Raw genomic sequence first — 14,466 nt, forward strand, 5'->3', positions numbered from 1 at the left:
GGGCTCAGCGGGGAAGGACGCCGCGCAGGAACACCAGCGCGGCCTCCCGGGCCTGGGCGCGAACGGCGGGTAGGTCGGTCGGCGAGAGCTTGCCGTTGATGGTGCGGATGATCGTCCCGGCAAATGCGGCCATGTAGAACTGGTCGGCGGCGATGGCCGGGTGGTCGATCACCAGCGCGTTCGCGGCCACCTGGCGGCTGAAGTAGTCGGCCAGGCGGGCGTGGGCGGGGTCGACGCCGTGCTCGAAGAACCAGTCCCGCAGCTCGGGGAAGGCGATGCCCTCGCCGATGATGATGCGATGGCTGACCACCCGCTCCGGGGTGAGCATCTCCGCGGCGAGGCGTTCGGCCGCGGGGGGCAGTGCATCGGCCGGCGCCAGCCCGGGCTCGTCGAGGATGTCGAGGCCTTCGCCGAAGGAGCGGATGCTGCGCTCCATGATCGCGTGCACCAGGCCTTCCTTGTCGCCGAAGGCGGCGTACAGGGTGGACAGCGAGCCGCCGCTGCGCGCCACGATGTCGGTCAGTCGCGTGTTGCGATAGCCCTTCTCGAGGAACACTTCGGTCGCGGCCTCGAGGAAGCTGTCCACGCGCGGCTGCGCGCGCCTGCCCGGCTGCCGCTGGCGCTGCTTGCGGCCGGGAGGAGAGGGTGTGGGGGGCAGGATCTCTCCGGGCGACGTGGATCGCGTCTTCACCATGCGGGACATGATCCTGCCCGGGTCAAGCCAGCGCAATCCGGATTGCCGCGGCCGCGGCCAGCGGGGCCAGCACCAGCGCCGCGACGAGGCCGGCAGCGAGGAGGAGCAGGCCACCCGTGGCATCGAAGCCCTGGGTCGCCGCCGTGACGCTGCCGGCGCCGAACACCAGCACCGGCACGTACAGCGGCAGCGCCAGCAGCGCCACCAGGATGCCGGAGCGGCGCATGCCCACGGTCAGCGCCGCGACCACCGCCCCCAGCAGCGCCAGCAGCGGCGTACCCAGCAGCAGCGACGCGAACAGCACGGGCCAGTCGGCCCGCGGCAGCGCCATCAGCTCCGCCAGCAGCGGCATCGCCAGCACCAGCGGCAGCGCCGTCGTGGCCCAGTGCGTGGCCACCCGCACCAGCACCAGCCAGGCCAGCGGCACTGGCGCCAGGAGCCATTGTTCGAGCGAACCGTCCTCGGCATCGCCGCGGAACAGCGTGTCCAGCGCCAGCAGGCCCGACAGCAGCACCGCGACCCACAGCGCGCCCGGCGCCACGCGCGCCAGCATCGCGCGGTCGCTGCCCAGCGCCAGCGCGAACAGCACCAGCACCAGCAGCGCGAACAGGGCCGGCTGCAGCGAATCACCGCGCCGGCGCCAGAGCAGCTGCAGGTCGCGGACGGCCAGGGCGCGGGCGGCCTGCCACATCATGCGGCGCGCTCCAGCACCAGCATCCGCGTGCGCACCGGCGGCGCCGCGTAGGCGCCGTGCGTGGTGACCATGGTCCCGCCACCTTCGCGCAGGTGCGCCTGGATCATGCGGTTGACCAGCTCGATGCCTTCGAGGTCGAGGTTGGCGTAGGGCTCGTCCATCAGCCACAGCGGCGCCGGCGACAGCCACAGCCGCGCGAGCGACAGGCGCTTGCGCTGGCCGGCCGACATCTGCCGCGCCAGCGCGTCCTCGTAGCCGGCCAGGCCGACGGTGGCCATCGCATCCTCCAGCGACATGCCCGGGCGGCTGCCGTGCAGGCCGCAGAGGAAGCGCAGGTTTTCCAGCGCGCTCAGGTCCGCCTTCTGCGCCGGCAGGTGGCCGAGGTAGCCGACCACGCGCGCACGCAGCGCGGGATCCACCGGTCGCCCCTGCAGGCTGACCTCGCCGTCGTCGGCGCGGAGCAGGCCGGCCAGGACTTTCAACAGCGTGGTCTTGCCGGCGCCGTTGTCGCCCTGCACCAGCAGCGCCTCGCCTGCGGCCACGTCGAAATCGATCGGGCCGAACACGGGCGCGTCGCTGCGCGTGAAGCGCAGCGCCCGGGCGGAGAGCAGGGGGGGCGTGGGGCTGGGGGACTCGGGCATCGTGCGGCACGGGCCGCGACGGCGACCGGACGGCGGCTATTCTAGCCAGTCGACCACCGGGACGTCCGGGAAGTCCGCGGGCTTCGCCGCCTGCATGCGCAGGCGCACCGGCTCGCCGCGCGCCCACCACAGCCCGCCGAGCTGGCCGAACTGGCGGCAGAGCGCGTCGAGCAACCCGCTGTCGACGTCGAACACCACCCAGCCCGGCTCGCGCCAGCTGCGGTTGCGTGCCGACGAGAACGCGGGGATGTGGACGATGCCGCGCGTGGCCAGTTCATGCTCCAGCGCGGCGTCCGCGCGCCGGTTGGAGGCCTCGTCCAGCGGCTGCGAACACGGGTTCCATGCCGACAGCAGTCCGAAGCTGCGCACCCGCGGATGCAGCAACTCGAGCCCCGGCACCGGCAGCCCGATCCGGATGTCGTGCCAGTCGCCGTCGCGGGCCCAGCGGTATACCGCGTCGAGGTAGGCAGTGGTCAGGCGCTGGACGTCGGCCTCGGTCGCGGCGGGGGGCGGGTAATGCATGGCGGGATTTAACGCGATGCCGGCCTGCTGCGTAAACTCGTCGCTGCCCGGCACGTGGCCGGAAGGAGGAACACGCATGCCCGGCACCAAGCTCCCGAAGGTGGGAACCACCATCTTCACCGTGATGTCGCAGCTCGCGGCCGAGCACGGCGCCGTCAATCTGGGCCAGGGCTTCCCCGATTTCGACGTGCCGCCGCGGCTGGTCGACGCGCTCGATCGCGCCATGCGCGCCGGCCACAACCAGTACGCGCCGATGACCGGCGTGGCCGCGCTGCGCGAGGCGATCGCCGACAAGACCGCCGCGCTGTACGGCCATCGCCCGGATCCCGACGCCGAGGTCACCGTCACCAGCGGCGCCACCGAGGCCATCTTCAACGCCATCCACGCCGTGGTCCGTGCGGGCGACGAGGTGGTGGTGCTCGATCCCGCCTACGACTGCTACGAGCCGGCAATCGACCTGGCCGGCGCGCGCGCGGTGCACGTGCCGCTGGACCCTGTGACCTTCGCCTCCGACTGGGCGCGGGTGCGCGCGGCGATCGGCCCGAAGACGCGCATGCTGATCGTCAACACGCCGCACAACCCGTCGGGCGCGATGCTGTCCGCCAACGACATGGCCGAACTGGCCGCGATCGTGCAGGACACCGGCGTCTGGCTCATCTCCGACGAGGTCTACGAGCACATCGTGTTCGACGGCGCGCGCCACGAATCCGCGCTGCGCTACCCGGCGCTGCGCGAACGTGCCTTCGTCGTGTCGAGCTTCGGCAAGACCTACCACTGCACCGGCTGGAAGGTCGGCTACTGCATCGCGCCGCCGGGGCTGTCGCTCGAGTTCCGCAAGGTGCACCAGTACAACGTGTTCTGCACCTTCGCGCCGGCGCAGCACGCCTTCGCCGAGATGCTGCGCGAGGAGCCGGAGCACTACCTTGGGCTGGGCGATTTCTACCAGTCCAAGCGCGATGCGTTCCGCGAACAGCTGCTGGGCACGAAGCTGCGGCCGCTGCCGGTGCCGGGCGGCTATTTCCAGCTGGTCGACTACTCGGCCGTCAGCGACCTGGTGGACACCGAGTTCTGTCGCTGGCTGACCATCGAGCACGGCGTGGCCTCGATCCCGCTGTCGCCGTTCTACGAATCGCCGCCGCCCGGTCAGCGGCTGGCGCGGCTGTGCTTCGCCAAGGCCCAGCCGACGCTTGACGCCGCCATCGAACGCCTCACCGGCCTGTAGGAGCAGCCACAGCTGCGACCACCCAGCCACAACGCCTCCCCCGCCTGTAGGAGCAGCTATAGCTGCGACCACCCAGCCACCTGGCCAGCAGGAGCGGTTGCAGTCGTGAGCCGGTTCGCCGGGTCGCAGCTGTAGCTGCTCCTACAGAAAGGTGTCGGGTGCCACGTGGTCGTCCGGAAGGACTAGGATCGGCTCATGGACAACCTCCGCATCTCACTGGTCCAGGGCGACACGCTCTGGCATGACCCCGCCGGCAACCGCGACTACTACGGCGGGCTGATCGCCCCGCTGCGCGGCATCACCGACCTGGTGCTGCTGCCGGAAACCTTCACCAGCGGCTTCAGCAACGACGCCATCGACCAGGCCGAGGACATGGACGGGCCGACGGTGCGCTGGATGCGCGAACAGGCCGCCGCGCTGGGCGCGGTGGTCAGCGGCAGCGTGCAGCTGCGCGACGGCGACGGCGTCTACAACCGGATGCTGTGGGCGCGGCCCGACGGCACGCTTGCGCACTACGACAAGCGCCATCTGTTCACCTATGCGCGCGAGCACGAGCGCTACGCCGCCGGCCGCGAGCGGTTGGTGGTCGAACTGCGCGGCTGGCGGATCAATCCGCTGGTCTGCTACGACCTGCGCTTCCCGGTGTTCGCGCGCAACACGCTCGATGCCGACGGCCGCCCGGCCTTCGACCTGCAGCTCTACGTCGCCAACTGGCCGGCCGCTCGGGCCTATGCCTGGAAGACGCTGCTGCGCGCGCGCGCGATCGAGAACCTCTGCTACGTCGCCGGGCTCAACCGCGTGGGCCGCGACGGCAACGGGCTGGCCTATTCGGGCGACAGCGCGGTGATCGATTTCCTGGGCGCACCGCTGAGCGAGTGCGCCGACGAGGAGGTGGTGGTCACCACCACCCTGCTGGCCGCCGAGCTGGCGGCACACCGCGAGCGCTTCCCCGCCTTGGGCGACGGGGACGCGTTCACGCTGTCCGGGGCCTGAACTCAGGCCCCGCGGCGACCGCCGCCGCCGCCGCTGCGCGGGCCGCGCGGACCTGCGCCCTGCGGACGGCCACCGGGACGACCGGCCCCGGGGCCGCCGCGACCGGGCGCGCCACCGCCACCGGGACGGCCACCGCCGGGCTTGCCACCAGGCCTTCCGCCCGGGCTGCCGGCACGCGGGCCACGCGGGCGGTCATGGCCGCCGGGCGTCGCGTGGTCGGAGGGGAACACCGGCGCGTTGCCGGGATGGCCGTAGGGATGCGCGGCGCGCGCGGACTTGCCCGGGCCGCCGCTGCGGGCGCCGGCGCCACCACCGCCGGGACCACCCGGACGCGGACCACCGGGCTTGCGCCCCGCCGGCTTGCGCGCGCCGCCGGGTCCGGCATTGCGATGCCCGGCCGGGCCGGTGTCCACGCCGTCGGGCACGTACCAGCTGCGGAACGCGGCCGGGTTGCCTTCGGGCAGGGCACGCTTGTCCTGGCGCTGCTTGAGCGGCTTGTGTGACTGGCGCGCGGCGGCCTCGCCGGTGACCGTCAGGCCGCCGGAGGGCTTGCGCGGGCCGCCGCGGCGACCGCGGTCCTCGCGCACGTGGTCGAAGCGGCGCAGCTCGCGGCCCTCGTCGGCGGTGGTGTGGCCGCCCACGTAGCCGTGGCTGCGGTGCTGGCCGCCCACGTGCACCGTGGACTTGGCCGCGCGGCGCTGGCCGATCACCGGCAGCAGGGTCAGCGCCGCCGGCGCGCCGTCCTCGAGGCCCAGTTCGGTGCGCAGCGCCTGCACCTTCTCGTCGGCCAGCTCCTGCGACTGCCCGCGCAGCAGCGGCTGCGGCAGTTCGACCTGGCCGTAGCGGATGCGCTTCAGGCGGCTGACCTGGCAGCCCTGGGATTCCCACAGCCGGCGAACCTCGCGGTTGCGGCCTTCCTTCACGGTCACCTGGAACCACTCGTGCGAATCGGTGCCGCCGATACGCTTGATTTCGTCGAACTTCGCCGGGCCATCGTCCAGGGCCACGCCGCGCTGCAGGCGGTCGACGATGTTGTCGGGGACGGTCTCCATGCCCTCGGGCGCGCGCACGCGGCAGACGTATTCGCGCTCGACCTCGAAGGAGGGATGCATCAGCGCGTTCGCCAGCTCGCCGTCGGTGGTGAGCAGCAGCAGGCCGGTGGTGTTGATGTCCAGGCGGCCGATCGCGATCCAGCGCGCGCCCTTGAGCGCGGGCAGGGAATCGAAGATGGTCGGGCGGCCCTCGGGATCCTCGCGGGTGGTCACTTCGCCTTCGGGCTTGTTGTACAGCAGCACGCGCGCGGGCTCGGTCAGCGCGCTGGCCACGAAGCTCTTGCCGTCGAGCTCGACGCGGTCGCCGCCGCGGATGCTCATGCCCACCTGGGCGGTCTCGCCGTTGACCTTCACCAGGCCGTCGGCGATGCGCTGCTCGAGCGCGCGGCGCGAGCCCAGGCCGGCCTGGGCCAGCACCTTGTGCAGGCGTTCTTCCAGCTTCGGCGCTTCGGCCTCGGCGGTCGCGGCCGGGCCGCGCTTCAGCGACAGCTTGCGGCCGCCGGTCTTGTCTTGCGTCATTCTTCTTCCACTCCAGTGCTGTCGCCGTCGTCGGCGAGGGCATCGTCTTCGTCGGTTGCCGCGGTGTGCGGCGGAACGTCCCCGGCGTCCGTGGTGTCCACGGCGTCGGATCCGGTGTCGGTGTCGGTGCTGTCGGGATCTGTGTCGCTGTCGGTATCGCTGCCGTCGTCCGGGCCGCCGCTGCCGGCGTCGATGTCGCCCAGCGGCATCGCGCCGTCGTTGTCCTGCGGCTTGGCCTCCGGCTCGAACTGCAGCTGCGGCTCCAGTTCGCCGAAGTCCTTCAGCTCCGACAGCGGCGGCAGTTCGTCCAGGCGCTTCAGGCCGAAGTAGTCGAGGAAGCCCTTGGTGGTGCCCAGGAGCTCCGGCCGGCCGGGCATGTCACGGTGGCCGACCACGCGGATCCACTCGCGCTCTTCCAGCGCCTTGATGATGTTGCTGTTGGTGGCCACGCCGCGCACCTGCTCGATCTCGCCGCGGGTGATCGGCTGGCGGTAGGCGATCAGCGCGAGTGTCTCGAGCGTGGCCCGGGTGTATTTCACCTGGCGCTCGGTCCACAGCCGCGCGACCCAGGCGTGCACGTCGGCCTTGACCTGGTAGCGCCAGCCCGAGGCGACTTCGACCAGTTCGACGCCGCGGCCGGCGCAGTCGGCCTGAAGGGCCTCGAGCGCCTGCGCGATCGCGCCGTCCGGCGCCGGCTCGTCCAGCGTGAACAGGCCGTTGAGCTGCACCAGCGTCAGCGGCTGGCTGGACGCCAGCAGGGCGGCCTCGACGATGCGTTTGATCAGTTGCGGATCCATGCGTGTCCTGTGGCGGGTGGCGGCGGGTCAGCGCGCCGCGTCGCCGTTCGCGGCGCCGTCGTCGTCGTCGAATTCGCTGGCGAACTCCAGCGGCGCCTGGTCGTCGCCGCGGTCCACCGCCAGCGACTTGACGTAGATCGGGGCCAGCGGCGCTTCCTGCACGACGTCGAGCAGGCGCTCCTTGGCGAGCTCCAGGATCGACAGGAAGGTCACGACCACCCCCAGCTTGCCTTCGCGCGCCTCGAACAGCTGCTCGAAGCGGTGGAAGGCGCCGTCCTCCAGCCGCGCGAGCAGCTCGCCCATGCGCTGGCGCACGCTCAGCGCCTCGCGCTTGATCGAGTGCCCGGTGAACAGCTCGGCGCGCTTGAGCACGTCGTGCAGCGCCATCAGCATCTCGCGCAGGTCGACCGGAGGCGGCTCGCGGTGCAGCGTCCGCTCCGGCACGAAGGCGCTGGCGGGCGCGGTGTCGCGGTCCATGCGGGGCAGGGTGTCGATGTCCTCGGCGGCCTGCTTGAAGCGCTCGTATTCCTGCAGCCGGCGGACCAGGTCGGCGCGCGGGTCGTCCTCCAGTCCCTCCTCCGACGGCGGCCGCGGCAGCAGCATCCGCGACTTGATCTCGGCCAGGATCGCGGCCATCACCAGGTACTCGGCGGCCAGTTCGAAGCGCAGCTCCTGCATCACGTCGATGTAGGACACGTACTGGCGGGTGATCTCGGCCACCGGGATGTCGAGGATGTCGAGGTTCTGGCGGCGGATCAGGTACAGCAGCAGGTCGAGCGGGCCCTCGAAGGCCTCGAGGATCACCTCGAGCGCGTCCGGCGGGATGTACAGGTCCTGCGGCAGCTGCAGCAGCGGTTGCCCGTGCACCGTGGCCAGCGGCATTTCCTGCTGCATCGGCGCGCTCCCGGACGCAGGGGCGTCGGGCGCGGCGGCGGCAGCGGTGTCTGAACCGGCTTGGATCATCGGTGTCGCGGCCCCCTCCGGGCCACTCGAACTTGGGAACGCATGCGCCAGGCCCCGGGCGGGACGCGGTGGCGCCTGTGCGGCCGGCGGCCGCGGGGCACTGCAGCCAGACCACTCCGGCCGGGCGCAACGGCAGGAGCCGTAGCGGCGCGGTGGCAGTGAGGTCGTGGGTGGGGCCGGCGGGGGCAGGACGGGCGGACTGCGCCGCCGCTGCGTTCCGGCACTCGGAACCGGGATTCAGGGTAATGGCAGCGGAGAGGGCTGTCCAGCCCGGATTGTCGCGGGCTTCATGGCCGGTTGCGGCTACGATGGCGGCCCACCGGGCGTTGGAGCAGAGCATGTGGTACGCGATCGAAGGCCGTGACGCCGCCGGCGTCCTCGACAGGCGCATGGCCGCGCGCGCCGCCCATCTTGCGCGCCTGCGGGCGCTGCGCGACGACGGCCGCCTGCTGGTCGCGGGGCCGTGCCCGGCCGTGGACGCGGAGGATCCGGGCCCGGCCGGCTTCTCCGGCAGCATCGTGATCGCGCGCTTCGATTCGCTGGAGGACGCGCGCGCCTGGGCGGACGCCGACCCCTACATCGCCGCGGGCGTGTATGCGAGCGTCGAGGTGCGGCCATTCCGCAAGGTGCTGCCCTGATCCTGGCCGATGGCGGGGCTTTGCCGGTCGGGCTGTAAACGTTTACATTCGGGTCGATCCAGCGAATCGGGGCCCGCATGGCGGTCACCATCAAGGATGTGGCGCGCGAAGCCGGTGTCTCGGTGGCCACGGTCTCGCGCGCGATCAACGGCCAGGACGGCGTCGCAGTGGCGGTGCGCGACCGCGTGCTGGAGGTCGCCAGTCGCCTGGACTATGCCCCGCACCAGGCCGCGCGCGCGCTCAGCAGCCGGCGCACCCGCACTGTCGGCGTGGTCCTGCCCGACCTGCACGGCGAATTTTTCTCCGAACTGATCCGCGGCATCGGCCAGGAGGCGCGGGCGCACGGGCTGCACCTGCTGCTGTCCGCCCACCACGGCGATCCCGGCGAACAGGGCTCCGCCCTGCAGGCGATGCGCGGCCGCGTCGATGGCGTGCTGCTGATGGCGCCGACCGATGGCGGCATCGTGCCGCTGGCCGGGCAGCTGTCGCTGGCGCTGCCCGCGGTCCTCGTCAACGCCGCCGATCCGGAGGGCCGCTGGCCCGCGGTGATGGTCGACGGCCATGCCGGGGCGCTGCGGATGACGCGGCATCTGCTGGACGCGGGCCGCCGCAGGATCGCCTTCGTCTCCGGTCCCGACGACAACCGTGATGCACGCGAGCGCCGGCGTGGGTACGAGGATGCGCTGCGGGAATTCGACCCGGCGGCCGGACCGGTGGTCGTGGCCGGCGACTTCGACCAGGCGTCGGGCGCCCGCGCCGCCGCGGGCCTGCTCGAGCGGACCCCACGGCCCGATGCGATCTTCGCCGCCAACGACGCCATGGCGATCGGCTGCCTGCGGGCCTGCGCCGACGCCGGCGTGGACGTGCCGGGCGAGGTCGCCGTGGCCGGCTTCGACGATATCCCGCTGGCCCGCCTCGTGCACCCGGCGCTCACCACCATGCAGGTAGATATCGCCGGGCTCGGGGCAAGCGCGTTGCGGCTGCTGGTGCAGTCGAGGGAGGGGGCCGGTGCAGGGGACGGCATCCGATCCATCGTGCCGCAGCTCGTCATCCGCGGATCCAGCCAGTGCGCCGGTTCCCGTCCCGGGCCATGACTGGCCCACGGAGACATTCGACATGAGTACGCACCGCCCGCGACACCTTCCCCTCCAGCGCTCGCTGCTGGCCGCCGCCCTGGCCTCGGGCCTGTGCTCTGCACGGCGCCGGCGCTTGCGCAGTCCACTGCCGCCACCGTGCGCGGGCAGGTCATGCTGGACTCCGCCCCGGCCACCGACGCCGAGGTCACCGCCACCAACCTGGCCACGGGCCTGCGCCGCAGCGTGCGCGTCACCAACGGCGGCTACAGCCTCGGCGGCCTGCCGCCCGGCAGCTACCGCATCGACGTCAGCGCCGGCGGCCGCACCGACAGCCGCAACGTCACCCTGCGGGTCGGCCAGACGGCCACGCTCGACCTCGGCGTGGGCGGCGTCGACGAGACCCCCACGGCAGGGGAGGCCGAAACGCTGGACACGGTGACCGTGACCGGCCAGGTGCTGGTCGAGACCCGCACCTCCGAGGTGGCCACCTACATCACGCCGAAGCAGATCCAGGCGCTGCCGCAGGGCACGCGCAACTTCCTGGCCTTCGCCGACACCGTGCCCGGCGTGCAGTTCACCCAGGGCAGCGACGGGACCACCCGCCTGCGCTCGGGCGCGCAGGACTCCAGCGCGATCAACGTCTTCATCGACGGCGTGGGGCAGAAGAACTACGTGCTGCCCGGAGGCGTCAGCGGCCAGGACTCGACCCGCGGCAATCCCTTCCCGCAGGCGGCGATCGGCGAGTACAAGGTGATCACCTCCAACTACAAGGCCGAGTATGACCAGCTCGGCAGCGCCGCGATCACCGCGGTCACGCGCTCGGGCAGCAACGAGTTCGGCGGCAGCTTCTTCTGGGACCGCACGTCCACCGACTGGCGCGCGCCCACCGAGGGCGAGGAGGCATCGGGCGAGAAGGCCGAGTTCCGCGAGGAGCAGTACGGCGCCTCCTTCGAAGGCCCGATCATCCGCGACCGCCTGCAGTTCTTCCTCGCCTACGAGGCCAAAGAGTACGTCTCGCCGCGTTCGGTGGTGCCCGGCCAGGGCTTCGCGAGCACGCCGGGGCTGCTGCCGGCCGAATTGCAGCCGCTCGTCGGCACCTTCAGCTCACCGTTCAAGCAGGACATGTACTTCGGCAAGCTCAGCTGGCTGCCGGGCGACGCCCACCTGGTCGAGCTGACGGCCAAGGTCCGCGAGGAAACCGAGCTCGGCAACTTCGACGGCACGCGCACGCTGATGTACGGCAGCGCCAAGGACAATGACGACCGCCGGCTCGACCTGCGCTACCAGTTCAGCGGCGAACGCTTCCTCAACGACTTCCATGTCGGTTACGAGGATGCGAGCTGGCGCCCGCGCGCCTACACCCTGGCGCCTGGCTATGTGCTGACCACCGTCAATCCCAACGACGTCATCCTCCAGGCCGGCGGCGGCCCCGACTTCCAGGACAAGGGGCAGAAGGGCTGGTCGCTGCAGAACGACCTGACGCTCAACAGCTTCGAGTGGAGCGGCAGCCACACCATCAAGATGGGCGTGAAGTTCAAGGACATCGACATCACGTCGCTGGAGCAGAACCCGTACAACGCCCAGTACTACTACGACCTCGGGCAGGACACCTCGATCCCGTACCAGGTCCGCTTCGGCGCGCCGGTGGGCGAGGCGACGGGCGGCGTGACCACGTCCGGCAAGCAGTACGGGCTCTACATCCAGGACGACTGGGAGGTCAACGAACACCTCACGCTCAACCTCGGCCTGCGCTGGGACTACGAGACCAACCCCGCGTACACCGGCTACGTGACGCCGGCCGATTACGTCGCGGCGCTGCGCGGCTGGGACAACATCAACGCGCCGGGCTCCGGCATCGACATCGACGACTACATCAGCACCGGCTCGGAGCGCGACGACTTCAAGGACGCGTGGCAGCCCAGGCTGGGCTTCTCGTACGACCTGCGCGGCGACCAGCGCCACGTCATCTTCGGCGGCGCAGGGCGCTCGTACGACCGCAACCTCTTCAGCCAGCTGGCGCTGGAGAGCACCAAGTACAGCTTCCCGCCCTATACCTACCAGTTCGACACCGCGGGCCACGACTGCGATGACGCCAGCCCGACCTGTCTGGCCTGGGACGAGGGCTGGTTCGATCCGGCGGCGCTTCAGGCGCTGGTGGCGGCCAACCCCAACCTGGGCGCCGAGCGCTATCTGATGCACAACGACATCAAGACGCCGTACTCGGACCAGTTCAGCCTGGGCATGCGCAACCTCTACGGCCCGTGGGTGACCGAGGTGACGCTGTCGCACATCACCAGCCATGACGGCCTGGTGTTCCATCTCGGCAACCGCCGGCCGGATGGCGACTTCTTCGCGCCCGGCACCACCTGGGGCCCGCCGTGGGATGACGCGGCCTTCGGCGTGCCGGGCTACGGCCGCCTGATCATCGGCACCAACGGGCTCGAGACCCGCGCCAACAGCCTCGCGCTGAAGATCGACAAGCCGTACACGCCGGCCTCGCGCTGGGGCATGACCTTCGCCTACACCTATACCGACGCCGAGCAGAACGCCAACACCACCTCGGGCGGCGCGTTCGACTATCCCGACCTGTCGGGATTCGGCTGGCTTGCCTCGACCGGCGTGCCGAAGCACCGCATGGTCGCGACCGGCGTCTACGAGGCGCCCTGGGGCATCACCCTGTCGGGCAAGCTGAGCCTGGCCAGCCCCAGTCCGCGCCAGGGCACCAACTGCCTGGCCGGGTGGGACGACTGCATCATCGATTACTACACGCCCGAAGGTTCGATCGGCTTCAAGCAGTTCGACCTGGCGGCGCAGCGCACCTGGCAGGCCGGTGACCGGCTCAGCTTCTACGTCCGCGGTGACGTGCTGAACGTGTTCGACTGGGTGAACTACGATGGCCGCGACGACTGGTTCGGTGCACCGGGCGAGCCGAATCCCAACCTCGGCCGCCCGACCAGCCAGCTGCTGCCGACGCGCACGTTCAAGCTTTCAATGGGATTCAACTGGTGACCGGGAGGCGGGGCGACTGATGCGGATGAGGGGCCTGCCGTTGCCGCGCCTGCTGTCGTTCGCCGCGTGCGTGCTGCTGCTCGCCGCCTGCGGACGCGGCGATCGGCCGCCCGAGGTCGAGCCGCCGCGCCCGGGCCCCATCGAGGAAGTGGTGGTGACCGCGCCGCCGCCGGATGCGGCGAAGCCGGGCCCGGAGCCGCTGCCGCCGCTGTTCCGCGATATCGAGAAGCGCACCTTCCAGTTCTTCTGGGACACCACCGACGAGCGCAACGGGATGACGCCCGACCGCTTCCCGTCGCGCCCGTTCGCGAGCGTGGCGGCGATCGGTTTCGCGCTGACGGCATATCCCATCGGCATCGAGAACGGATGGATCAGCCGCCGGCAGGCGGTCGACCGCACGCTGCTGACGCTGGAGTTCCTGCTGGAGTCGCCGCAGGGGCCGGAGGCCACCGGCACCATCGGCCACCGCGGTTTCTTCTACCACTTCCTCGATATGCGCAGCGGCCACCGCTACGAGCCCTGGGTGGAACTGTCCAGCGTGGACACCGGGCTGATGATGCTGGGCGTGCTGTTCGCGCAGTCGTACTACGACGGCGACGACCCGCGCGAGCAGCGCATCCGCGAGGTGGCCGACGAGCTCTACCGGCGCATCGAATGGCCGTGGCTGCAGGTGCGGCCGCCGCTGGTGTCGATGGGCTGGTATCCGGAGCGCGGCTTCATCGAGCACGACTGGACCGGCTACGACGAGGCGATGCTGGTCTACATCCTCGCCCTGGGCTCGCCCACGCATCCGGTCGAACCCGAGGCGTGGGAAGCCTGGACGCGGACCTACGACGACAGCTGGGGCATCTTCCAGGGCCAGGAATACCTGAGCTTCGCGCCGCACTTCGGGCACCAGTACAGCCACGCCTGGATCGACTTCCGCGGCATCCGCGACGCCTACATGCGCGGGCGCGGCATCGACTACTTCGAGAACTCGCGGCGCGCGACCTACGCCCAGCGTTCCTACGCGATCGAGAACCCGATGGGCTGGAAGGGCTACGGGCCGGAGATCTGGGGCCTGACCGCGAGCGACGGCCCGCAGCGCACCGACCAGGAGTACAACGGCCAGCTGCGCGAGTTCCGCCATTACAGCGCGCGCGGCGCCGGCATCGCGGTGGCCTTCGACGACGGCACCATCGCGCCGACCGCGGCAATCGCGTCGCTGCCATTCGCCCCGGAGATCGTGATCCCGGCCACCGAAGCCCTGGTCGAGCGCCACGGCGAGTACCTGTACTCGAGCTACGGCTTCCTGGATTCATTCAACCCGAGCTTCGAGTACGACATCCCGCTCAAGACCGGCCGCATCGTGCCGGGCAAGGGCTGGGTGGCCAGCGACTACATCGGCATCGACCAGGGGCCGATCCTGATCGGCATCGCCAACCACCGCAGCGGCTTCGTCTGGGACGTGATGAAGCGCAATCCGTACATCCGCATCGGGCTGGAGCGTGCGGGCTTCACCGGTGGGTGGCTGGCGGAGCTGCAGGCGCGTGATGCGGCCGCAGCCGAAGCCGCCGCGGAGGCCGAAGCCGGGGCCGAAACCGGCGTCGAAGCCGAAGCGGGTGCGGACGGTGCAGATGGCGCGGAAGGAGAGGCGGATACCGGAA

Annotated in this window: 10 protein-coding genes and 3 pseudogenes; 6 read left to right on the forward strand and 7 right to left on the reverse strand. The window is 71.2% G+C overall.

The features are described from left to right. Window positions 1–4 precede the first annotated feature (4 nt). The 4 genes from IE168_RS02705 to IE168_RS02720 are packed head-to-tail and all read right to left on the reverse strand — an operon-like array spanning window position 5 to window position 2,629. Window positions 5–694, reverse strand: coding sequence for a TetR/AcrR family transcriptional regulator (locus IE168_RS02705; protein ID WP_189494968.1), 690 nt, complete (start codon window positions 692–694; stop codon window positions 5–7). Between the two features lie 22 nt (window positions 695–716). Beyond that, the gene (gene ccmB / locus IE168_RS02710) at window positions 717–1,388 is read right to left on the reverse strand and encodes a heme exporter protein CcmB (RefSeq protein WP_189494970.1); all 672 of its coding nucleotides are present in this window, start codon (window positions 1,386–1,388) and stop codon (window positions 717–719) included. Beyond that, complete coding sequence (gene ccmA / locus IE168_RS02715) at window positions 1,385–2,029, reverse strand: heme ABC exporter ATP-binding protein CcmA (RefSeq protein ID WP_189494972.1); 645 nt, start codon at window positions 2,027–2,029, stop codon at window positions 1,385–1,387. The genes ccmB and ccmA overlap by 4 nt, the downstream gene beginning before the upstream one ends. A 36-nt stretch (window positions 2,030–2,065) precedes the next feature. Continuing rightward, complete coding sequence (locus tag IE168_RS02720; RefSeq protein ID WP_189494974.1) at window positions 2,066–2,629, reverse strand: DUF3293 domain-containing protein; 564 nt, start codon at window positions 2,627–2,629, stop codon at window positions 2,066–2,068. Between IE168_RS02720 and IE168_RS02725 the strand changes: the two genes are divergently transcribed. Further along, window positions 2,628–3,773 (forward strand): pyridoxal phosphate-dependent aminotransferase, encoded by a 1,146-nt coding sequence (locus tag IE168_RS02725; protein ID WP_189494976.1) that lies wholly within the window; start codon window positions 2,628–2,630, stop codon window positions 3,771–3,773. The two genes, IE168_RS02720 and IE168_RS02725, sit on opposite strands and share 2 nt — an antisense overlap. A gap of 195 nt (window positions 3,774–3,968) precedes the next feature. Continuing rightward, on the forward strand, window positions 3,969–4,766 hold the full coding sequence (locus IE168_RS02730; RefSeq protein ID WP_189494980.1) for an amidohydrolase: 798 nt from the start codon (window positions 3,969–3,971) through the stop codon (window positions 4,764–4,766). 2 nt (window positions 4,767–4,768) lie between these two features. Here the strand turns inward: IE168_RS02730 and IE168_RS02735 are convergent, their stop codons facing one another. The 3 genes and pseudogenes from IE168_RS02735 to IE168_RS02745 all read right to left on the reverse strand — a co-directional run bounded on the left by IE168_RS02735 (window position 4,769) and on the right by IE168_RS02745 (window position 8,028). Further along, window positions 4,769–6,337 carry a pseudouridine synthase gene (locus IE168_RS02735; RefSeq protein ID WP_189494982.1) on the reverse strand — a complete coding sequence of 523 codons (1,569 nt, stop codon included), beginning with the start codon at window positions 6,335–6,337 and terminating at the stop codon, window positions 4,769–4,771. Between the two features lie 14 nt (window positions 6,338–6,351). Next, a pseudogene (gene scpB, locus IE168_RS02740) lies at window positions 6,352–7,134 on the reverse strand (SMC-Scp complex subunit ScpB); the annotation flags it as partial. A 27-nt stretch (window positions 7,135–7,161) separates the two neighbouring features. Next, window positions 7,162–8,028 carry a segregation and condensation protein A gene (locus tag IE168_RS02745; protein ID WP_308430332.1) on the reverse strand — a complete coding sequence of 289 codons (867 nt, stop codon included), beginning with the start codon at window positions 8,026–8,028 and terminating at the stop codon, window positions 7,162–7,164. Window positions 8,029–8,435: 407 nt separating this feature from the next. On the opposite strand from IE168_RS02745, the gene IE168_RS02750 reads away from it, so the two are divergent. The 4 genes and pseudogenes from IE168_RS02750 to IE168_RS02765 all read left to right on the forward strand — a co-directional run. Continuing rightward, on the forward strand, window positions 8,436–8,735 hold the full coding sequence (locus tag IE168_RS02750) for a YciI family protein (RefSeq protein WP_189494987.1): 300 nt from the start codon (window positions 8,436–8,438) through the stop codon (window positions 8,733–8,735). A gap of 77 nt (window positions 8,736–8,812) precedes the next feature. Further along, window positions 8,813–9,829, forward strand: a complete 1,017-nt coding sequence (locus IE168_RS02755; RefSeq protein WP_189494990.1) for a LacI family DNA-binding transcriptional regulator — start codon at window positions 8,813–8,815, stop codon at window positions 9,827–9,829. Between the two features lie 22 nt (window positions 9,830–9,851). After that, a pseudogene (locus IE168_RS02760) lies at window positions 9,852–12,820 on the forward strand (TonB-dependent receptor). A gap of 19 nt (window positions 12,821–12,839) precedes the next feature. Continuing rightward, window positions 12,840–14,396: pseudogene (locus tag IE168_RS02765) on the forward strand (glucoamylase family protein); the annotation flags it as partial. Between the last annotated feature and the right edge of the window lie 70 nt (window positions 14,397–14,466).

Origin of the sequence: Luteimonas padinae (genome assembly GCF_014652935.1) — a bacterium.
In the GTDB taxonomy this organism is placed as follows: Bacteria; Pseudomonadota; Gammaproteobacteria; order Xanthomonadales; family Xanthomonadaceae; genus Luteimonas; species Luteimonas padinae.